17 protein-coding genes and 2 pseudogenes are annotated in these 21,375 nt (G+C 40.3%); 8 read left to right on the forward strand and 11 right to left on the reverse strand.

Going from position 1 to position 21,375, the window contains the following annotated elements; all coding sequences use genetic code 11:
- Positions 1 to 14 precede the first annotated feature (14 nt).
- Entirely contained in the window at positions 15 to 1,031 is a 1,017-nt protein-coding gene (locus V7L20_RS32055) for an isopenicillin N synthase family dioxygenase (RefSeq protein WP_334747951.1), read from the forward strand.
- 34 nt (positions 1,032 to 1,065) lie between these two features.
- On the opposite strand, the gene V7L20_RS32060 is transcribed toward V7L20_RS32055, so the two are convergent.
- The 5 genes and pseudogenes from V7L20_RS32060 to V7L20_RS32965 all read right to left on the reverse strand — a co-directional run bounded on the left by V7L20_RS32060 (position 1,066) and on the right by V7L20_RS32965 (position 4,447).
- Positions 1,066 to 2,289: a glutathione S-transferase family protein gene (locus tag V7L20_RS32060; protein WP_334747952.1), complete on the reverse strand. Its 1,224-nt coding sequence runs from the start codon at positions 2,287 to 2,289 to the stop codon at positions 1,066 to 1,068.
- Positions 2,290 to 2,292: 3 nt separating this feature from the next.
- Entirely contained in the window at positions 2,293 to 2,949 is a 657-nt protein-coding gene (locus V7L20_RS32065) for a class I SAM-dependent methyltransferase family protein (RefSeq protein ID WP_334747953.1), read from the reverse strand.
- A gap of 788 nt (positions 2,950 to 3,737) precedes the next feature.
- Entirely contained in the window at positions 3,738 to 4,067 is a 330-nt protein-coding gene (locus V7L20_RS32070; RefSeq protein ID WP_334747954.1) for a helix-turn-helix domain-containing protein, read from the reverse strand.
- A pseudogene (locus V7L20_RS32960) lies at positions 4,064 to 4,240 on the reverse strand (type II toxin-antitoxin system RelE/ParE family toxin); the annotation flags it as partial. The gene V7L20_RS32070 and the pseudogene V7L20_RS32960, both read right to left, overlap by 4 nt.
- A 12-nt stretch (positions 4,241 to 4,252) precedes the next feature.
- Positions 4,253 to 4,447 carry a hypothetical protein gene (locus tag V7L20_RS32965; RefSeq protein ID WP_442943673.1) on the reverse strand — a complete coding sequence of 65 codons (195 nt, stop codon included), beginning with the start codon at positions 4,445 to 4,447 and terminating at the stop codon, positions 4,253 to 4,255.
- 315 nt (positions 4,448 to 4,762) lie between these two features.
- Here V7L20_RS32965 and V7L20_RS32080 point away from each other — a divergent pair, with 315 nt between their 5' ends.
- A complete protein-coding gene (locus V7L20_RS32080; protein WP_334747955.1) occupies positions 4,763 to 7,075 on the forward strand; it encodes an FAD/NAD(P)-binding protein in 2,313 nt (770 codons plus the stop codon).
- Between the two features lie 122 nt (positions 7,076 to 7,197).
- Positions 7,198 to 7,602, forward strand: a complete 405-nt coding sequence (fosX, locus tag V7L20_RS32085) for a FosX/FosE/FosI family fosfomycin resistance hydrolase (protein ID WP_334747956.1) — start codon at positions 7,198 to 7,200, stop codon at positions 7,600 to 7,602.
- A gap of 50 nt (positions 7,603 to 7,652) precedes the next feature.
- Here the strand turns inward: fosX and V7L20_RS32090 are convergent, their stop codons facing one another.
- Entirely contained in the window at positions 7,653 to 8,837 is a 1,185-nt protein-coding gene (locus V7L20_RS32090; protein WP_334747957.1) for an acyl-CoA dehydrogenase family protein, read from the reverse strand.
- A 634-nt stretch (positions 8,838 to 9,471) separates the two neighbouring features.
- Between V7L20_RS32090 and V7L20_RS32095 the strand changes: the two genes are divergently transcribed.
- Positions 9,472 to 11,136 carry an iron uptake porin gene (locus V7L20_RS32095; RefSeq protein ID WP_334747958.1) on the forward strand — a complete coding sequence of 555 codons (1,665 nt, stop codon included), beginning with the start codon at positions 9,472 to 9,474 and terminating at the stop codon, positions 11,134 to 11,136.
- A gap of 302 nt (positions 11,137 to 11,438) precedes the next feature.
- On the opposite strand, the gene V7L20_RS32100 is transcribed toward V7L20_RS32095, so the two are convergent.
- From V7L20_RS32100 to sfnG, 3 genes are all read right to left on the reverse strand, one after another.
- The gene (locus tag V7L20_RS32100; protein ID WP_334747959.1) at positions 11,439 to 12,485 is read right to left on the reverse strand and encodes a hypothetical protein; all 1,047 of its coding nucleotides are present in this window, start codon (positions 12,483 to 12,485) and stop codon (positions 11,439 to 11,441) included.
- 92 nt (positions 12,486 to 12,577) lie between these two features.
- Positions 12,578 to 13,786 carry an SfnB family sulfur acquisition oxidoreductase gene (locus tag V7L20_RS32105; protein ID WP_334747960.1) on the reverse strand — a complete coding sequence of 403 codons (1,209 nt, stop codon included), beginning with the start codon at positions 13,784 to 13,786 and terminating at the stop codon, positions 12,578 to 12,580.
- A gap of 151 nt (positions 13,787 to 13,937) precedes the next feature.
- Entirely contained in the window at positions 13,938 to 15,035 is a 1,098-nt protein-coding gene (gene sfnG / locus V7L20_RS32110; RefSeq protein ID WP_334747961.1) for a dimethylsulfone monooxygenase SfnG, read from the reverse strand.
- A 568-nt stretch (positions 15,036 to 15,603) separates the two neighbouring features.
- Here sfnG and V7L20_RS32115 point away from each other — a divergent pair.
- A complete protein-coding gene (locus tag V7L20_RS32115; RefSeq protein ID WP_334747962.1) occupies positions 15,604 to 16,653 on the forward strand; it encodes an LLM class flavin-dependent oxidoreductase in 1,050 nt (349 codons plus the stop codon).
- 23 nt (positions 16,654 to 16,676) lie between these two features.
- Positions 16,677 to 18,737: a LysR family transcriptional regulator gene (locus V7L20_RS32120; RefSeq protein WP_334747963.1), complete on the forward strand. Its 2,061-nt coding sequence runs from the start codon at positions 16,677 to 16,679 to the stop codon at positions 18,735 to 18,737.
- 19 nt (positions 18,738 to 18,756) lie between these two features.
- Here the strand turns inward: V7L20_RS32120 and V7L20_RS32125 are convergent.
- Both V7L20_RS32125 and V7L20_RS32130 read right to left on the reverse strand, forming a co-directional pair.
- Positions 18,757 to 19,308, reverse strand: a pseudogene (locus V7L20_RS32125) (oxidoreductase); the annotation flags it as partial.
- 34 nt (positions 19,309 to 19,342) lie between these two features.
- Positions 19,343 to 19,528, reverse strand: a complete 186-nt coding sequence (locus tag V7L20_RS32130) for a hypothetical protein (RefSeq protein WP_334747964.1) — start codon at positions 19,526 to 19,528, stop codon at positions 19,343 to 19,345.
- A 253-nt stretch (positions 19,529 to 19,781) separates the two neighbouring features.
- Between V7L20_RS32130 and V7L20_RS32135 the strand changes: the two genes are divergently transcribed.
- Together V7L20_RS32135 and V7L20_RS32140 are read left to right on the forward strand one after the other, a co-directional pair.
- On the forward strand, positions 19,782 to 20,453 hold the full coding sequence (locus V7L20_RS32135; protein ID WP_334747965.1) for a glutathione S-transferase family protein: 672 nt from the start codon (positions 19,782 to 19,784) through the stop codon (positions 20,451 to 20,453).
- Between the two features lie 48 nt (positions 20,454 to 20,501).
- The gene (locus tag V7L20_RS32140; RefSeq protein WP_334747966.1) at positions 20,502 to 21,368 is read left to right on the forward strand and encodes a CmcJ/NvfI family oxidoreductase; all 867 of its coding nucleotides are present in this window, start codon (positions 20,502 to 20,504) and stop codon (positions 21,366 to 21,368) included.
- The last annotated feature ends 7 nt before the right edge of the window (positions 21,369 to 21,375 follow it).

Genomic DNA, 21,375 nt, shown 5'->3' on the forward strand with positions numbered 1-21,375 from the left:
ATAAACAACTGAGTATGACAATCTTACAAGTTGTAAACAAAGAATTTTCAAAAGTTCCCGTCATTGATATTAGTGCGTTGATTTCCCAAACTAACAATTCTTATTGTGTAGTTGCAGACCAAATTAGACAAGCGTGCCAAGATTTCGGTTTCTTTTATATCGTCGGACATGGAGTTGATGAACAACTACAAGAACAACTAGAACATCTGAGTCAACAGTTCTTCACGCAAGATGTAGAAACTAAACTGAAGATTAGTATGGCTCTTGGTGGTCAAGCATGGCGAGGATATTTCCCCGTAGGTAACGAGTTGACATCAGGTAAACCTGACTTAAAAGAAGGTATTTACTTCGGTGCAGAACTAGAAGAAGACCACCCACTTGTGAAAGCTGGTATACCAATGCATGGTCGCAATCTTTTTCCATTCAATATTCCCCAATTTAGGGAAACAGTGCTGGATTATATAGACTCAATGACCAAACTTGGACACATCCTAATGGTTGGTATTGCTCTGAGTTTGGGGTTAGAAAAATCCTACTTTGCAGACAGTTATACAAAAGACCCATTGATATTATTTCGGATTTTCAATTACCCTCCTAATTCATCATCTAAATCTGAATGGGGTGTTGGTGAACATACTGATTATGGAGTATTAACTATACTCAAACAAGATAATGTGGGTGGATTACAAATAAAATCAAAGTCTGGTTGGATAGATGCACCTCCTATTCCTGGTTCATTCGTATGCAACATTGGTGATATGCTTGATCGCATGACACGAGGACTGTATCGCTCAACACCTCACCGCGTTCAAAACCTATCAACAAGTAATCGCCTGTCATTTCCCTTCTTCTTTGATCCCAACTTCAACGTTGAAGTCAAATCCATTGAACTGAATGACATAGTAGTGAATGATGATAAAAGCGAGCGCTGGGATAAAGCCAGTGTCCACCAATTTCACGGTACTTATGGCGATTATCTTTTGAATAAAGTCTCTAAAGTATTTCCAGAACTACGTCAAACAGTGTTTTAGAGTGCTGAGTAAAAGTTACTCACACCTTCTGCCTTCAATAAACAGATGTCAACAATTTATCTATCGCTGCTCGAAACGCTGTTGCTGCACCAGCACTCATATCACGGGGGGCGCAGATGCGATTTCTCAAATATGCCAAAGTAATAGCCCCCACAGCAGCGAAGATGGGATCAACACTGCTATTTTTACCACCAGTCCGACCACCCGGTAAAGTTTTGCTATTGCCATGAATAAGATAATCAGCCAGTTGTCGCAGGTGAAAATCAACAGCGTCCTTAACTGTGGTAAAATCACCATCTGCGGCTAAAGCTTGGACTCCAGAATTTCTGATAATATCTGCGATCGCAACTTCCCGATTATCGCTCAATCTCTCAGCCGCTTCTGCGCGATATTGAATTTTCTCACTATCTGCTACATCCAGAGGTAAAGGATTTCCAATCGGTTCTACACCCCATCTGCGACGCAAAAGTAAATTGTTGGTGATATTATCCGACTTTACCCTGTGATAAGCAGGACGCTGATTAAGTGCATCAAACCAAGCATTAATGCGAGGAAAGCGAGGATTTCCTTTGAGGTGATATCCCCGATACACAGGTAAATTAGCCGCCAATCTATCTAGATGGGGGCTATACAGAATGTCTACTAAGCTAAACGTACTTACAAAGTAAGGGCCAGCATATTTAGCCAAAGCTTGCTCAAGTTCATCTAACTTCGCCTCAAATGCTGCTTGTAAGTTTGCCAACTCATCAGCATCTACAGGTGCTTCCCTGAGAAATTTGTAAGCAATCTCTCTAAAAACGTTAGTCTCAGCGTCTTCAACCAACTGCCTAGCAACAGCATTTTCCTCTGAATTCTCAGGCAATAATGCTGGATGTGGAAACCTTTGTTCTAAAGCCAAGAGAATATCTTTAGATTCATATACTAAATTACCCTCAATTTTTGCTGCTGGGACAAGGGTTGTGGGAACTAAGTCAGTGTACCATTTGGGTTTATTACTTAAATCAATAAACTCCGTTGCAAAGGGAATTTCCTTTTCTTCCAGAGCAAACCAAACTCGCTCGCAGAAAGGACACCAGGAATTAGTATCTCGATAAAGCAAGATTGGCGGTTCTGTGTTTGGGGAAAGTTTATGTAAACTGCTGGGTATTGGTGCAGTAGAAGGAGATTGTCCCGGCCTCTTTACCCTACGCACAGAGGTATTTTTTCTAGCAGTTTCTAAAACTTCTTCCCAAGTTGACACTGTGTTTTGAATAGACATTTTTTACCTCGCTTTACTAGGAATGCCGGAAAACACAAATAACTGTTGCTCTTTGGGTGCAGCCAAATTTTCACCAAGGTATCGATGAAGACCAACACCCATATCTCCTGTAGCCGTAAGCTTGAAGTTCACTTGCTCAAATCCAGATGCACTTAAAATTTTCCGCACATTCTCAGAGTAGGTAATACCGTTGGAGTGTCCACGAGTCCAAATGACAAAAGCACCTGCTTTACTCAGAAAACTCAGGTTATCTAGTAAGCGATTGAGTTCAGCCTCATCAGCCAGATTGCCAAAGACACCACACACAATTACGATATCTGCTGGTACTGCTCCTACATAGTTACTGGCAAGAGTTGCATCACCATTGATAAACTCAATTTGCTTGGCTAAACCCAAAGACTCTATACTTGCTCGTCCACGCTCAACTAACTGGGGGCTAAGTTCAACAAGTCGTGCATATACGTCATTTATTCGAGGGTGATTTTTTAAAGTTCCTAATAAATCTCGTCCATCACCCGCGCAAACACTTACCACACGAATAGCTCCAGATGGCGACGTATTCAGGCTGTAAGCAATATATTCCTGTACAACTTCTAGACGCTGCTGCAATTTTGGCTCAGTGTCATATAGGTCGTGCCATTCATACCAATCTTTTGGCATAAGGGGTGATTCCCGTTTGATGCAAGCTGTGTATCTATTATACTACGATTACTTTATTGATTAACTGTAGTTTATGAATAAAGAAAGATTATCATAGTAGTTCATATAAAATCAAGTCTTATTACGTACTAATATCTTCGGTATAGTATTTTTTTTACTTTGGATTCAGTAAAATAGATAGCTATGCTTCTAGGAATCAGTAGGGTTATAACCTGAATGTTATCTGTAAGACGCGATCACAAGATTTTCTACAAGTCAGAAATATTGCTCAGTACGGTTATTTCTACCTTTTATTAGTACACATATACTCATTCAGAAGCTACGATTTCAGGAAATTCACATTGAGCATTCACAAACCAAGCAAAACGCTAAATGTGGAGTAATCCTCCGAGTTGCAACACCTTCTAAGAAAAATGGTTAGAACAGTCAACGAAGCTTTCAATGTTTTCGTGATCGATTATGTCAACCTAGATTCAGATGAAACTAAGTTAGCTAGAAATAGTAGAGATTGGCTTTTATCTCAAATTTATTCGTTTCCTTACAAAGACGATAAATTTCCAAGGTTGTACTCACAAAAGGATATATTTTTTGGTTCCTTTGCTAGACGCACGAAAAAGAGAGAGCTTGATGACATTTAAGTTGTGAAGATCAAGATAAAATCTCCAAAAGAGCATATCTTGCTCATTTAAATGTTCTGTTTCTTGAACATAACTGTAAATATCTTGAGAATTTTCCCAGACATGAATTGTACCGATTCTGTTGATAAGTTGTATCACATCACCAACCTATCATGTAGCCACAACCCTTGTTCTAGCTTGTGAGTGAGATTGAGGTTTGCTTGTCACTACAATCTCTACATCTTGACCCAACGCATTCAAGAACCTAAACAACCGTACAGTTGAAAAGCCTGATAATTTTCCGTTAATTAAAGCAGATACCTTTGGTTGATCAATTCCTAACAGTTCTGCTGCTTCAGCCTGCGTCATTTGTTGCATGGTAATAATGTTGCTAATCTTGCGTACAAGTTCAGCTTTCACAAGCAATTCATCAGAGTTTTCTAAGCCCAAATCGGCAAATATATTACTGTTACTCGCTTGTATTTTAATTTCCTCAGTCATTCTTGCTCACCTTGCTGCTGGCTGTAGTTTTCTGCATAATGCTCTTTTGCTCGTTTAAGTCTTTTCTCAATCAGATCAACATCTTGCTTTGGTGTAGCGATACCCTGTTTTGATTTCTTTTGAAAAGCGTGCAAAACATAAATTACACCTGCAAGCTTTACAGCATAAACAGCTCGATACGTATCTCAATCAAAATCTTCTACAACTTCTAACACTCCAGCACCCTTAAATCCTTTGAGTGGTTCAGCCGAAGGATGTTTCTCACCAGATTGTGCCAAGTACAGAGCGTAACCTACAACTTGCCTTACTTTCTCTGGGAACTCTTTCAAATCCTCAAGCGAACTTCCAACCCACTCAACTAGTTTTAACGATGAACTCATATCTTAAGTATGCTAGTTTTGGCATATTATTGTCAATGTTATGCCTATTTTCTGAGCAAAACATGGCAAGGCGATGATTGAGAAAAGTGTCTTCAATCCTTTCATAACAATCTTTTGGTACAAAGATGATTACTGTGTAATCCAAAACTACGGTTAATTTACCAAAAAAATGTATTTAATGCTTCAAATTAGAGTAATATAAGAATTTATAATCAATCTAATCTTAAGTTTTTTTAGCTGGGTTGGAAAAGCATTTAGTTCCAGTAAAAAGACTTGATGAAATCAGCGTAACTATTGATTCTAACTAAGACCGCCATGAACCCGAGTTTTTTAACTGCCCATACTCCAACCACGATCGCTATTGTTGGCGGAGGTTTTAGTGGTTCTCTAGTCGCTACCCACCTATTGAAAACTGCCAGTCAACCCCTCACCATTAAGCTGATTGAGCGCAGTAATCAAATTGGCAAGGGAATTGCCTACAGCACAGATACCAACTGTCATTTGCTGAATGTATCGGCAGGCAACGTGAGTGCATTTGCCCATGACCCGGGGCATTTGTTACGTTGGCTTCAGCACAACCGCGATGAGTTAAAAGCATTTTTGCCCCAAGAAGTCAATGCCAGTACCTTCATACCTCGTAAGGTCTATGGTTTATACATTCAATCGGTTTTGGCAGAAGCAGAAGCCACAGCACCTAGTGATGTGCGACTAGAACGCTTCACCGATGAAGTGGTAGGGGTACAGCCTGAAGAAAAAGGCGCAATGATTTCTCTGCGTAGTGGTCGCTGTTTTGTCGCAGACAGAGTTGTGTTGGCATTAGGGAACTCACCTTCTGCACCCCCCGCCATACAAAACGCCAACAGTAATGATGAAAGTTATCTACGGAATGCTTGGTCAGCCGATGCCCTAACAGACCTTGATGCTGATGCATCTGTGTTGCTAATTGGTACGGGACTGACGATGGTGGATATGGTTTTATCTCTGAATGATCGCCAACATCGCGGCAAAATTTATGCTGTGTCCCGACGCGGATTATTTCCCCTCAAACATCAAGCGGCTCAACCTTATCCCTGTTTCTTGACCCCAGAAAATTCACCAAAAAGTGTGCGCTCCTGGTTACGTCGCTTGCGTGCCGAGGTGAAAATTGCTGCTACCCAAGGCTACGACTGGCGAGCAGTAATTGATTCTCTGCGTCCCATGATTCAGAAAATCTGGCAAAAACTACCGACAGAAGAACAGCAACGTTTTTTGCGTCATCTGACACCCTATTGGGATGTGCATCGTCACCGCATTGCCCCAAAAGTGGCGGATGTTGTAACTGAAATGCTAGATTCTGGTCAACTCACCATTTCTGCCGGGCGGATTCAGGAATATCAAGCTTTGCCGGACGGTGTAGCAGTGACCGTCTGCCAGCGCAAAACCCAAACTAATCATATCTTGCACGTCCGCCGGGTGGTGAATTGTACAGGGGTAGCAGCAGATTATCGCCGATCGCCTCATCCTTTGATTACTAATTTGCGATCGCAGAATTTAATTCGCCCCAATACCATCGGTTTAGGATTAGATACAGATACCCACGGTGCTTTATATGCAGCAGACGGTAACGTTTCGACGCTGCTTTATACCTTGGGAACTCCGCGCAAGGGTGACTTGTGGGAAACTATTGCTGTTCCAGAATTACGGAAACAGGCGCAGGAACTATCTAATACGTTGTTGCAGTCGCTACCAGTACGTGTGCGTCCGATTCCGATGATGCCTTTGTTAAGCGATGGCGTTCCCCCTAGCGTAGCTAATCGCAGTGCAGAGATACCGCAGTCAACTTTCCTATTTCGGCAATTTTTTGACCCTGCAACTAGTAGTTATACTTACTTAATTGCCGATCAGCAGACAGGAGATGCTGTTCTAGTTGACCCTGTATTAGAGCAAGTTGACCGCGATTTGGAATCATTGGATGAATTGGGATTAAAGCTACGATATTGTCTAGAAACTCACCTTCATGCCGATCACATTACAGGAGCAGGCAAACTCAGGCAACAAACAGGCTGTGAGGTAATTGTTCCCCAGAATACTGCTGTGACAAAAGCTGATCGCTCCCTTGTCGGTGGCGAAATTCTAGAGGTGGGATCGGTAATCATCGAAACAATTTTCACACCAGGACACAGCGCCAGTCACATAGCATATTTGGTGAACAAAAGCCATCTGTTAAGTGGTGATGCCTTATTTATTCGTGGTTGTGGACGCACAGATTTTCAGGCAGGCGATGCTGGAACTCTATACGATGTAGTGACACAACGCTTATTCACCTTGCCAGATGATACCAAGGTATATCCTGCCCATGACTATAAAGGGCGCACAGTTTCCACCATTGGCGAAGAAAAACGGCTTAATCCTAGATTTAGCGATCGCAGCCGTAGTCAATTCATTACCATCATGAATAATCTCAAATTGAGTTATCCCCAAAAGATGAATGCAGCTGTACCTGCGAATGAATACTGTGGTGATTTTATTCCTCAAGAAAGCTTAGACCAGGCTACGAGTTCGGCAACAGATGAAGAACAGAAACAAATAGAACTCACAGTCATAACTAATACAGAAATTTACAATGATTACTTTGCTATGTATATCTAGTGGTTTGCCAACCCTAAAATGACGGGTGAAGGTGGGGAGTAGGGAAAGAGTTTTTTCTGTTTCTCACATTTACTTCTTTTGAGCAAAGTTGATTAGTTTATTAACACTGTCTCCAGATTTAAATGATTCAAGGAATTAGCCATATTACCTTCATTGTGAGAGACTTGGAGAGGATGACAAAATTCCTCACATTCATATTTGATGCCAAAGAAGTTTATTCTAGCGGTAACCAAACTTTCTCCATCTCGAAAGAAAAGTTCTTTCTCATAGGTGGTTTATGGATTGCTATTATGGAAGGTGAGGCTCTAGCAGAGAAAACCTATAATCATGTGGCTTTTAAAATAACTGAAGAGGACTACGAACTTTACGCAGCTAAAGTTAGAAATTTTGGGGTTGATATGAAGGAAGGTCGAAGCCGGGTGGAAGGCGAAGGACGTTCCTTATATTTTTACGACTACGACAATCATTTGTTTGAGTTACACACAGGTATTCTGCATCAGCGTTTGCAAAGGTATCAGCAGACATAAATGTTCTGACAGAAATGTTGAATGTTAAGAAAGATGCGGCAAAGATAAAACTATGAATAAAAATTAGGTTTTGGCAGTTCATCATTCAACACCCAGTTTCCTATCTCTTGAATTTTGTAATCTACTGGATCGTGGAGAGTGAACGTGCGGAGATTACGCCAATAACGGTCAAACCCATATTTTGCATCAGTAGCGCGTGCGCCCATAACTTCAAAGATACGGTTGGTAATGTCTAAACCGACTCTAGTTGCGACGACTTTGGCAGTAGCGACACTGAGCGCACATTCTCCCCGTTGTTGTGCCGTAAGTGACCATTCTTCTTCCCAAGCTGCTTGTAGTAATTCTCCCGCCTGCTCAGTTAAATACAAGGCTGCTTGCAGATCAACCCATATTTTGCCATAGTGCTGAAGGATGTAAGGATCTTTGGTTGCACTTTCTATGCCTGATGTCAGCCAAGGTTTTGTATTAGTGCGAGTATATATTTTAGCAGCTTCAAATGCTCCTTGTGCAATTCCCAAGTAGATATTAGCAAGATTCAATTGAGTTAAGCAAGCACGAATAGTATTGAAGGGTTGACTGGGTTTGTCTCTACTACCAAGAATTTCGTCATAGTATACCAATACATTCTCAAAAGTAACACTACCACTATCTGTTTGGCGTTGCCCGATATTATCCCAATCATGATGAACAGTAACGCCTTGCCGTTGGGTAGGAATTACCAAAATATTCAATTCACCAGTTTCTTGATGAATAGCAGTAATCGGTAATATATCCGAGTCTTGAGAGCCAGAGCAAAAGCTTTTAATACCGTTGAGACGGAAATAATCATTTTCCGGTGTCAGAGTCGCTCTTTTATCTAAAGGGTTGAGGGCATTGCACCAAAACCAATTATTGTGAATAGTTTCTGAGTAATATCGCTGTTTTTGCTCTGCCGAACCAAAGATATGCGGAATTACTACACCTAAATGGTGGTAAGAAAAGACGTGAGCAATGGAACTATCAACCTTAGCAAACTCGCGGGTAATTTGCAGAACGGTAATCCAGCTTTGCCCCAAACCACCATACTCTGTGGGTACGATCAGTTTCAGTAAGTTACTTTGGCGCAAGCGATCGCGTTCGTGCTTTGGCGTTCCCCCTTTAGCATCCCGCTCAACAGCAGTTTGGGCAAATTCCTGTCCTAAAGACTTAGCTAGATCGAGATAATTTTGAGACTCTTTCGTTTCGATTAATTGCATACTTTACCACTTCTCCTGTAACCTTATTGTGAGAAGTAACTATAAAAATAGCTAAAAAAACTTGAATTTCAAATAGTTTCACATCACTACTTTGCTATAAAAATAGTATTGCATATATTAATTAACAAAGCAAGCAAAAATAAAATAATTTTTGCTAAATTATCTCAGTTATTAATGCCAAATAAAAAATATTTTCTTGAGAATAAAGCCAAATCATAATTTGAAATATGTTTTCTATTCTACTTGTGTTTATAAAAAATATATGCAATATTATTAATTTAAAGGCAAAAATCTACCTAAATTTGATAATTATATAGTAGTTTATGGGTAATTGCCGATCCAATCTGATTATTCTGTAAAAAAAATGTGATTTTGCAGATAAATATTCTCTTGAAAAATAGATTAACTTGTGCAATAAATCTATTTGTATGCTCACAAGTTTTTTTACACTGAATATGCAGATAAAAGTACCAGAATTATATCTCGAAGTGTAGCAATCTTAGTTAAAAACTTCGAGTGTTAAATCGATTCAATATTATCAGGACTAGTCATGATTTTTTAGCTTGACAAGTCACTGAAATGTGTGATGGCTTTCACTAGATTTTGCAAACTAAAAATATGAGGAGTGGTAGAAATGTTCAATCGTTCATTTCATAATTTATTCATAAAATCGATGGTTTTGGGGGCTACTTTGCTAGCTAGTACATCAGCTCATGCTGAAGACAGAAATTTAGTGGCTAGGACTGAGACTCAAACAAATATACCAATTGCGATCACTAATTTCAGAGATAATGCCTCGGTAATAATCATCGCCCAAACGCCTAAAATTCCTGCAATCAATACTGATGCAAATGTCCAACAGACAAATAGTATGTCTCAGGTGACTTCTGTATCTCAGTTTTCAGATGTGCAGCCAACTGATTGGGCGTTTATTGCACTCCAGTCTTTAGTTGAGCGTTATGGATGTATTGCGGGCTATCCAAACAGTACTTATCGGGGAAACCGCGCCATCACTCGTTATGAATTTGCAGCAGGCTTAAATGCTTGTTTATCTCGGATCAACGAGCTAATTGCAACAGCTACATCTGACTTAGTTACCAAACAAGACTTAACTACCATACAAAGACTGCAAAAAGAATTTAGTACTGAACTAGCAACTCTACGGGGTCGCGTTGATAATTTAGAACCTAGAACCGCAGAACTAGAAGCAAATCAGATTTCCACAACTACAAAGCTTACTACTGAAGCCATCTTTGTGATTACGAATGCTTTCCAAGGCTCAGTTAATGGTGATAATACAGTTTTTCAAGATAGAGTTCGCCTCGTATTTAAAACTAGCTTTACAGGTAAAGACTCTTTATATACTCGTCTAAGTACTGGAAACACTACTTTATTGCAGCTTCCTGGTGGTTCAGCTGAAGGTTTGCAAACCTTCAATCTTGCTCCTAGTAACAACAATCTGGCCGTAGATTGGCTTTCTTACTATTTCCCCGTTGGTAGCAAAATCGATGCTTATATAGGAGCTGTAAACGGAGTATATTTTGATTTTGTTCCAACTCTGAGTCCCTATTTGGATAGTGCCACAGGCGGCGGTCGCGCTTTGACAGAATTTGCTTCCTCTAGTCCGATCTATCGTATTGGTGGTGGTGCAGGTGGAGGATTTAATTATCGATTAACTGACCGATTGGTATTGAGCTTGGCTTACTTAGCAGGAGATCATGCCAATCCTCAGCTCGATAGCGGTTTTTTTAATGGTCAATATAGCGCATTTGGACAAATAGCATGGAACCCTAACAGGAACTCTGGCATTGGTTTGACTTATGTAAATGCTTACCAAAATCGGGGAGGAATATTTGACCTGGGTAGTGGTTTTACACTGGTCGGAACAGCTCAAGCCAATACTCCATTTGAGCGGACGATTACCAACTCCTACGGAGTCGAAGCTTTTTATAAATTTAATCCTCGATTTGCAGTCAATGGGTTCTTTGGCTACACTAACGCCAAAAATTTAGCAGGTAGTGGTAGTGCAGATATTTGGTACTATGCTTTAGGATTAGCATTCCCAGATTTAGGGAAACAAGGCAATCTTGGTGGCGTTCTTGTGGGTGCAGAACCTTATCGAGGTGGTAATCCTGAACCTGCAAATGATTTATCCTTACATATTGAAGGCTTTTACAAGTATCAGCTTACAGATAATATTGCTATCACCCCTGGCGTAATTTGGATTACGGCTCCTGCTCAAAACAATGACAATCAAGATGCGGTAATTGGCACTCTCAGGACAACCTTCACGTTTTAAATCATCTCAGCAACGTTAAAATTTTTGGCGTTGCTGATTGAGTAATATCAATTTTCTTCATGCATAGGGCTTACGCAAAAAACCTCTCTAACTCTAATTCCTCTGTGTTCTCTGCGTTCTCTGTGGTTTGATTTTCCGTGACCTGTGCGTAAGTCCTGATGCAGAGACGCTGTAGATGCAAAGATTAAAAGTTGAGAATTTTTTCGTTTATTTAGCTCGTCCTCTTACTTACTTCACAGCTATTAACTAATGCTTAATTCGTAATTTAATTCTTAACTACGAATTACGAATTACGAATTATTTTAACGTCCTTCACGATTTAAGCTCAGGGGTTGTTCTTCAACTAGTAGTGGTACATCCTGCCAAAGGCTAATTCCATCATATAATCCTGGAGCCATTAAGAATACTTGCACCCAAAGGATATTAAACCACCAATAAAGCCCTTGGATAATATTTTCCTGACCTACCAGATATAGTGTCAGCAGGTACAACAAGACCGAAATTATTAAACTAGCAACAGATGCAACTATGCCTTTTGTGGGCTGTGACAACTCTGTGAAAGGCCACATATTGAATTGCCAAACAAATCCTAAACCAACAGTTGTCCAAATTGCTGCAAAGGTTGGCCCTGTCGTTGTTGTAAATAAATCCAGTCCTAGCTGTTTGAGGAATAATTCTGTAATCAGAGTGAGTAACAAAATAATACCTGTATGGAGTAAGCCCAAACGTGGCATTCCTAGTTCCAATTTGTTCAAAGGCCAACGTTCAAAGAAACTGCCGAATACCGTCGAACAAGGATACCAATACCAAGGAATGTAAAACGGTTGAAGCCCCCACATTTGCGGCAAAAAGGTAAGGGCAGGGGCAATAAAGAAAATGGCAAAAAAGATGTTGAGAAAGCCGCTAACTGGATGCCAGTTGCGTACTTCGTTAGTAGTGACAATCGTATTGTCAAAGAAGAATAAACTGGCGGCGGCAGCAATGATTGCTGTTTGTCCCCACAAGCCAACAGGTGTATCAGTGAGAATTGCTTTTGCAGAGATGATTTTCCAAATTTCTCCAGTTATGTAAACTAGCGCTAACAGCACTACTAAATTCACTGTTCCTCGTCCAAATCGGGTAGGAGAAAAGCGAGAACCTGGATAGCCGTTGAGGGAAAAACCTATATGCCACCAGACGAAGCATATAGTGATGTAAGTCAACTTTGTTCCCACATTCAACTGAAGAATTTGACCAAAAATGAGTTCAAAAATATAGCTAATAACAGCAATTACGGCAATGAAAAGGAGTCCCTTAAATGGCTGGCTTTTCCAAATGCTTCGCCTTTGGGTTGGGTTCGCAACGCTCATAGTATCAATTTAAATAATGTTGGATTTATCAGGGTAAAGCATTCTAGTAAATATTAATTCTGAAAGCTTCACCCCAGTAAAGAATGCTGCAACTACAACCAAGGATGGCGCGGAGGATAGACGCCATTAAGGAAGTAGTTACCAACAGCGTAGTACTTCCAACGTACAGGATCGTGGAGTGTGTGAGCGCGGGCATTTCGCCAGTGGCGATTGTAGTTGAATTCCTCTAATGTGGACTTAGTACCTGCTAGTTCAAATAATTTGTTGGTAGCTAGTAATGCTGCTTCGGTGGCTAAGGCTTTGGCTTCAGCAACTGCGATCGATGCTTCAACTACCTTGGGTTCTTCTAAGCCTGACTCGTTGGCGATGTCAAGAAATTCGCCTGCACGACGCAGCAATGCTTCAGAAGCGTGAACCTGAATTTGGACATTCCCTAAGTTATAGAGTGTTAGTGGGTCTTCGTAACCTTTTTCTAAATTGCTGTCAACCCAAGGGCGGGTATGCTTGCGAACAAAGTGGATGGTGTCACGGACTGCGGCTTTAGCAATTCCCACATCTACGGCGGCTTGGATGATTTGCGCGATCGCACCCATTGGAGTAGCCCTCTCAAAGGCTAAGTAGTGCGGAATTACGTGTTCTGCCTTAACTTTCACATTTTCAATAATCGTAGTGCCGCTTGCAGTGGTACGCTGTCCGAAGCTTGTCCAATCATCAAGTAGGGTTAATCCTTCGGCATCTCTTTCGACAAATGCCACCACTGTCTTACCATCTGGATTACTGGCAATCACTGGAACCCAATGTGCCAATAGTGCCCCAGCAGAGTAGTATTTGCGTCCGTTGAGTACGAAGTCAGAGCCATCTGGTGTTAATTTTGTTTGGACATCAGTCACAGACTTAGTACCAATTTCCGAGAAGGCGTTACCAAAGCGCTTACCTTGTAGAACCAAATCAAAGAAGAACTTCTTCTGCTCATCTGTACCATCCAACCGGACTGCTTCCACCATATAGAGGTGGTTTTGGGGAATTTGACCGAGGCTAGAATCAGCTTCGGAGATGATTTTAACTACTTCTGCTAGAGTGGCATTTGATACAAAAGCACCGCCATACTCTTTCGGGACTGTAATTCCCCACAATCCACTCTGGGAAAACTTTTCTACCTCTTGAGCAGGTAAACGCCGATTTTGGTCGCGTTCTGAGTCTCCCTTGGCAAACTCAGCTGCTAATTCGTGAGCGATCGCGATCGCTTCTTTGTCATCCCGAATAATATGCGCCTTCTGGTCAGTATTAATTACTGATGTCATAGTAAAACTCCTTGATTGTGATTGAGTCACTCATAATCGCCACTACTATGAGACAGTCTTTGGGTTTTTTTTATGCCGTTCGGATATAACTGTTATCTACAACAGCTTCAATCCACAAAACCCGCTCCTACAGAGTATGTTGCTTGTTAATCTACACTCTAACCAACTCATCAGCTGTCCGACGATTAGCTTTAAGTTCGCGCACAACTGGTATTACTGTCTTACCAAATGCTGGTAAATCATCTGTGTAGTGTAAGAAACCACCAAGAATTAGATCGACTCCTACTTCGTGGAACTGGCGAATCTTTTCAGCTACTTGTTCAGCCGTACCAATCAAGCCCGATCGGAAACCATCGTTATACTGCACCAAGTCTTCAAAATTGGAATTTGCCCACATTCCCTGACGTTCACGAGTTGAAGCTCCCGCCTGTTTCACCGCTTCACCAAATCCTTTGACAGCTTCCACATCAGCTTGAGCAATAATATCGCGCAATACTTCATATGCTTCTGCTTCCGTATCTCGTACGATGATAAAGGAATTCAAACCAAACTTAATTGTGCGTCCTGCTTGACGAGCTAATTCAGATACTTCTGCAATCTGCTCTTTCACCCCTTCTATGGTATTGCCATTCATGAAATACCAATCAGAGACGCGGCCAGCCATCCGTCTGGCTGCTTTGGAGTTACCACCTTGGAATATCTCCGGGTGGGGATTCTGATTAATTGGTCTAGGTTTCACCCAACCGCCGTTAATGCGGTAAAAGTCGCCCTTAAAGTGAAACTCATCTTCAGTCCACAAACCTTTGAGAACGCGGATAAATTCTTCTGAACGACGATAGCGTTCGTCATGGTCTAACCAATGTTCACCATATATAGTGAATTCATCTTTGAACCAACCACTAACTACATTCAAAGCAAACCGGCCGTTAGAGAGAAAATCAATGCTAGAACCAATTTTGGCAACTACTCCCGGATGCCACAATCCAGGATGAACTGCTGCAATCAATTTCAATTTTTTGGTGACAGGAGCTAGAGCCGACACAGTTGTAAGTGCCTCTAATTGGTATTCAGCGCCATAGCTAGCGATAAATCTGGCTTGTGCTAGAGCATATTCAAATCCAACTTCTTCAGCCGTCTGAGCCAGTTGAGCATTGTATTCATAAGTCCAATCTGTCCGTTGGGGAATTTTACTTACTACTAACCCCCCGCTAACGTTGGGAATCCAGTATGCGAACTTAATATCTACCATAATTGTAAGTTTGTAATTGAAACTGCTTGGTTATTTGTCGAAGTTTGCAAGTCAAGCAACAAAGCCTAATTTTTCATCACTAACAAATCAGCTAAAACTTGATCGGGCAAAATTTTAGTCTAAATCGAAAGCTCGAGAGTGGTTGCAAACTCAAAGTAGTTTGCAAGTAGACAAATCTCTGATGGCAACAATATACCATAACTCGACTGTGCTACCGTAGTTTTTAATGAATCAGACTTTATCACAACAATTTTTCTGAGGTCGTGACTCAATATACTTAAATTCCATTTCCATATTCCATTTTGGAATACTGCCCAATTTTTCTGAGTATTTAATTATTTTTTATACCTGCTGGGCTATTATGCTGATTCAGTCAGAGCAATCAGGAATCAGGACATCGACAAAGTATCGATACTATTCCAGATCGTGATAAATGCTTCTCATCTGGTATCTGCAACTATACACAGCAGAAATAAATGTGGTAGTGTGAACTATTAAATTACGGTAAATCTATATATTTATCGTAATTTAATTAATGCCTCGTAAAAAAAGTACAGGAAAAACATTTATGCCACTTCAGTTTGGAATTTGGTCGCCGGTCTGTAGTGGATGGTTGCGAGTTGTCAACCATGAAGCTAATTTATCCACACAAGATTTGGTAAAGCTGGCAGTTCAGGCAGACAAGTTAGGTTATGACTTCTATTACATTCCCGAACATTACTTAAATGCAGTTCACGGGCCTAACTATAATGTCGCTGACGCTTGGATTACAGCAGTTTTAGCAAGTTTGAACACCGAGAATATCAAGATTGTTGCGGCTGTACAACCTGGTTCTAAACTGCCTGCGGTAGTTGCCAATTTGAGTGCAAACATTCAAAATCAGTTTAGTAACGGTAGATTTGCTCTCAGTGGTATTGCAGGTTGGTGGAAATTAGAAGTAGAAAGCTATGGAGATATCTGGCTACCTCATAGCGATCGCTACGCACGATTAGCAGAGTACATTGATGTAATCAAGGGGCTGTGGACAGTCGAAGGCTTTAATTATGTTGGCAAATACTACACCATTAAGGGTGGTATTCTCGCAGATCAGCCTACACCAACACCACCTATTTTCATTGCTGGGGAATCAGACAGGGCGATTAACCTAGCGGCTCGTCTGGGAGATTATCTATTTATCAATGCTGATGAACCAGAAAAAACGGCAGCATTAGTGCAGAAAGTGAAAAGATTGGCTAGCGATCGCTACGGTCGTCAGATTAAAGTAGCAATGAGTGCCTTTGCGATCGTTGGCGAAGATACAGCCCAAGCTCAAGCCAGATTAGAAGCGATTTATCGTTCTGCCGATTGGCAGCAAATCGAGTATTTCCAAGAGCAAATCGATCCTAACGTAATTGCCCACAACAAACTAGATATCAGTCAAACCATTGAAGCCAATCTCGGTTTATCTGCTCAACTGGTTGGCGATCGCTATACTATTATTCACCGCCTGAAAGAATACGAAGCCATTGGCGTTGACTTAATAGTACTCAAATTTGAATCTATGTTGGAAGACACTATCCACTTCCATAAACTAGTGATTTCCGAATATATACAGCACAACAGCCTAATTCCGTTGTAATTAAAAATCTTGCCTTACCTAGCATGAACAAGATTAAACTCGAAGATATTACCCTAAACCACATCAAAATTTTAAAAGCAGTAGATGACTGTGGTAGCTTCTCTAAAGCAGCAGAAAAACTAGGCTATAGCCAGGCATTAATTAGTAAAAAAGTCAAGCAAATAGAAGATTATTTCGGAGTAATTCTGCTAAATCGCCCTCCTGGCTCTATATGCTTGACTAATAAAGGCAATAAATTGATTTCTCAGACAATTAATATCGTAGAAACTGTAGAAAATCTGCAAGAAGAATTTCAAGCAACATTTAGCGCTGAAGGTGAAGATTTGATATTGGGAGCTACTAACTTAATCTTAGAAGTCTGGCTCAAACAATATATACAGCGATTTCAGCTTTGTTTTTCGGGGAGAAATATCAAAGAGATAACAATTAAAAATAACATATTTTTCTCAAATTCTCAAGTTATAGAGATGGATCTCTTACTCAACAGTTGCTCTGGATATAAGGAAAAACACCACTGTACTAGATTAACAACTCATAAAATGCTGCTTGTTTCCTTTACGGCAAGTAAATATCTTAATGAGCATAGCTTAGTTAAAATAAATGATATTGATCTAGCTGATATCGTACTTTTAGATGAGGTTTATCAAGAACTATCTAAAGATGATTTTTTAATGAATAAATTAAGCGGTGTCAAGATACTATCTAATTATCAAGATGTCCTTAATTATGCTTCAGAAAATAAAAAACTAACGATTTTACCTGATTTTTGTCAATTTAATATAATATCTCAATACAAAGTATTAACTTTGACTATTCAAGATATTAATGAATATGGCATTTATCTTCATGTTCCTCGCTTTAGTGAACTGTTAATATCTGCAGAGAGTTTGGTGAGAAGTTTTAGACTCGATCAAAATAATTTAGAAAGTTTGCCTAATGTAAATCTAATTTTGGGTTGCTATTCTTCTACAGAGAAAAATTTTCTGAAGATAGGTATTCAGAGTGATTCCATAGGGCAGTTTGTTGCCGGATATGGGACTAAGCATATCTCTGATTTACAGAGAGCATACTCATCACTTGAACAGCCTATTTTCAAAAATCTTGAAATTAACCGAGATTTCGAGTTACAAATTATCCCGTTTCCTTCTGGAGAACAAATGAATCAGAAAATGAAACAGGGAGAACTAGATATTTGTATTTTAGATGATATTTCTCTTTTAAATAATGGTAGCCACTTCTTCGATGATTTAAGTTTTGGCTCTAAATTGATTGGAATTGCTTCGTACAATATTTTAGGTCAAGATATAAATATTGTTATGCATAAAGATTCTTCTATCAATACTGTTCAGGATCTGAAAGGGAAAAGAATTTCCACCTTATTTGGTTCAAATGCTCATAGGTTCATCATTACTCTTTTTGACCTTTATAATATGGATGTCAGTAAGGATTGCAGATTAGTGAATGAAAATCCTCGTAAAGCAAGTAAGAGTTTGGCAGATAAAACTATCGATGCTTACGTGTGTTGCCACACTTTTGCCTCAATTTTAGAAGGATATGCTTTTGTCAAAAAGCTGCTCTTGTCTCAGACGTTTAGTTTAAGAATTCCATCAATTAGAGGAATTGTCTGTCGTTCGCAGTTCATTAAAGAAAACCCGAAAATTGTCATTGCGTATTTACATGATTTAGTAGTTGCTAACTATTGGTTTAATTCATCTCCACTTAAGGCAGCAGATATGTTAGCTAAAGTCATTGATATGAAAACAACTCAAGTAAATCAGTTTTTTAATCCTGTATTTGGTAACCGCATCGATCCGACCCTCAAACCTCAATGGTCTTGGTTACTTAAAACTTTAAATCGCAGGTTAGAAGGAAAATATGGCATTTCACTATTTGATGTAGATTTTTGGATAGATGATTATTTTTTAAGACTTGTATATAATTTGCTGAATCTAGATTATCACTTTCATCAGGTTTCTTTTACAAGTGAATTTTCCAGTAGCTATTTTGTAGAGGAACAGTTTAGCCGACACATGAAAGTTTTCTCTAATAAATATGATCTACCGATACAATATGAAGATGAATGAATGGCAAGCCATCGCACTACACTAGATAACCGTGGGCAGCATGGATTTCTACTACCTTGAAACCAGCTTGCAGAGAACGTTTGGCAGCTTGGGTAAAGCTATCAATAACTTGTTGAATTCTCTCTAGAGTCAGGGCTTCTGGAATTGGGCTATATTTGCTAAAAGCGATCACACTACTCGAAACTAAGGGACGCCAACCTTCCTGAGATTCATCCAGCACTTTCCCTCCTTTACTCGGTTTGGCAGTACTGGCCTTTCTGCCCGCATGAGCAAGTTGAATGCCTGCAACAGCGCCAAAGTTATGGATCAATGCCATAGTTTTAGCCAAAGTTTCTATGTGTACATTTGATCAGATTCCCAAATCTAGCGGGCTAATGCGCCCACGAGGTTCTACAGCTGCTGCTTCTGTTAGCACTATCCCTGCACCGCCAACTGCGCGAGAAGCTAAATGAATAACGTGCCAATCATTAGCATATCCATTTGTACTGGAATATTGACACATCGGGGAAACGGCGATGCGGTTGCCAAAGGTAACTTCACGAATTCTAAATGGTTCAAACAGGTGTGCCATTGTTATTGATTCTTTCTCTTGCTAAGTAAGACTCTCAGCATTTGGAACTAAGTTGTAAACACAGATTTGGTTTTAGATATACTAACGCTTCTAATAGAGCCAGAGCAGGCACAACAACGAGTACTCCTAGCACCCGCCTCAAACGTTGCTCTAATGGTTCGGCAAAAACTCGCCCTCGATAAAATGTTGCTGTTGTGAAACCGTATACTCTTTTTGGCAAGCCTGATTATCTATACCTATTTATTTAGTTACACTAATAATTAGGTATACATATTTTCAGGAAGACTGTATAATATATAAAGTACTATAAATCGACCAATAAACTGTAGTATTTCATCTAACTGACATAGATAGCTGCCAGTCAATTATTTAACTGCGCTAATCAACACATATCGCTTTTGTCTTATTGCTTTAGTTGGAGTTGTGCAATCTCAAATAGTCTGCATCCACGATGATTACAAGGAAAAGATTTCATGAGCAACATACAACTGTACTTCGCCAAAGCCTCTACTTTCTCTCAAAGGACTCGTGTAGTCTTGCTGGAAAAAGGCATTGACTTCACCCCGATAGAAATTGACTTACAGAATAAACCAGATGGGTACACTCAGATTTCCCACTATGGCAAAGTCCCGGCTATCAAACACGGGAATGTTGAAATTTACGAGTCTGCCATCATTAATGAATATCTAGATGAAGTCTTCCCGAAACCACCTCTATTACCCCGCGATCCCGCAGCTAAAGCGATCGCTCGGATTTGGATAGACTACGCCAATACTCGTTTTGTTCCAGCTTTTAACAAATTTCTGCGTGGAAAAGATAGCCAAGAACAGGAACAAGGACGAAAAGAGTTCACAGAAGCACTTCTATATATTGAACAAGAAGGATTAGGTAAAGGTGATTACTGGTTAGGAGATCAGTTTAGCCTTGTTGATATCAGCTTCTATCCCTGGTTTGAGCGTTTACCACTCTTAGAACACTTTTGCAAATTCACATTACCAGCAGAAACACGTCGGTTGCAGACATGGTGGAATCTGGTAGGCGATCGCCAGTCAATTCAAGCCGTAGCAAACCCTGTGGACTTCTATGTGCAAAGATTTGCCAAAATTCTCGGTGAACCTGTTCTCGTTAGTGCAGTTCAAAAATAGGGCATAGGGATTGACAGAAATTAACCAAAATCCAAAATGGGATAACCTATGAGCTTAAATAACCAAGTTCTAGACAAACCGATTTTTGCAGAACTGCCATCCGTAGAGGCTAACCTCAGTTACCTGATTCCAATGGCAGAAAAACCTGTTAACTATACTTATGAACCACCGCCAGGGATTTTCCGCACAAATGCAATTTATCAGACGCACAAACTGCCAATTTACAATGCTCGTTCTATCTCAGAGAACATCTCGTTAGATAGAGAAGGATTCTCATTTACTGGACATAATACTAATGTCCGCAACTTTTATGATGAAGACGAAGTACGCCGCGTCTACTATCCAGAAGCCGAGCAATTGTTAAAAGAAGTAACAGGTGCAACGAAAGTAGTAATATTCGACCACACTTTGCGTAATGCTAGTCAGTCAAAGCCAGGTGAGAATAACATTAAAGAACCTGCTTTGCGCGTACACAACGACTTCACTGCCAAATCTGGCTATACTCGCGCCCGTTTGGAATTAGCAGCACGAGGCATAGATAATATTGATACGTTATTAAAACAACGATTTGCCATCATCAATATTTGGCGAGCGATCGCACAACCAATTCAAGAGTCACCATTAGCAGTGTGTGACGCGCAAAGCATTGCAATAACAGACCTTGTAGCTGGTGATTTAATCTACCGCGATCGCATCGGTGAAACATACGGAGTCACGTATAACTCCAAACATAAATGGTTCTATTTTCCGCAAATGCACAGAGACGAAGCACTATTTATCAAATGCTTCGACTCCGCAGAAGACGGACACGCCCGTTTTGCAGCCCATACAGCCTTTGAAGACCCCACAAGCCCAGCCAACGCTCCCCCACGAGAAAGCATCGAACTACGAACAATCGTCTTTTACCCTGCATAGCTCGCAA

The sequence above is a fragment of the Nostoc sp. genome (assembly GCF_036916735.1).
In the GTDB taxonomy this organism is placed as follows: domain Bacteria; phylum Cyanobacteriota; class Cyanobacteriia; order Cyanobacteriales; family Nostocaceae; genus Nostoc.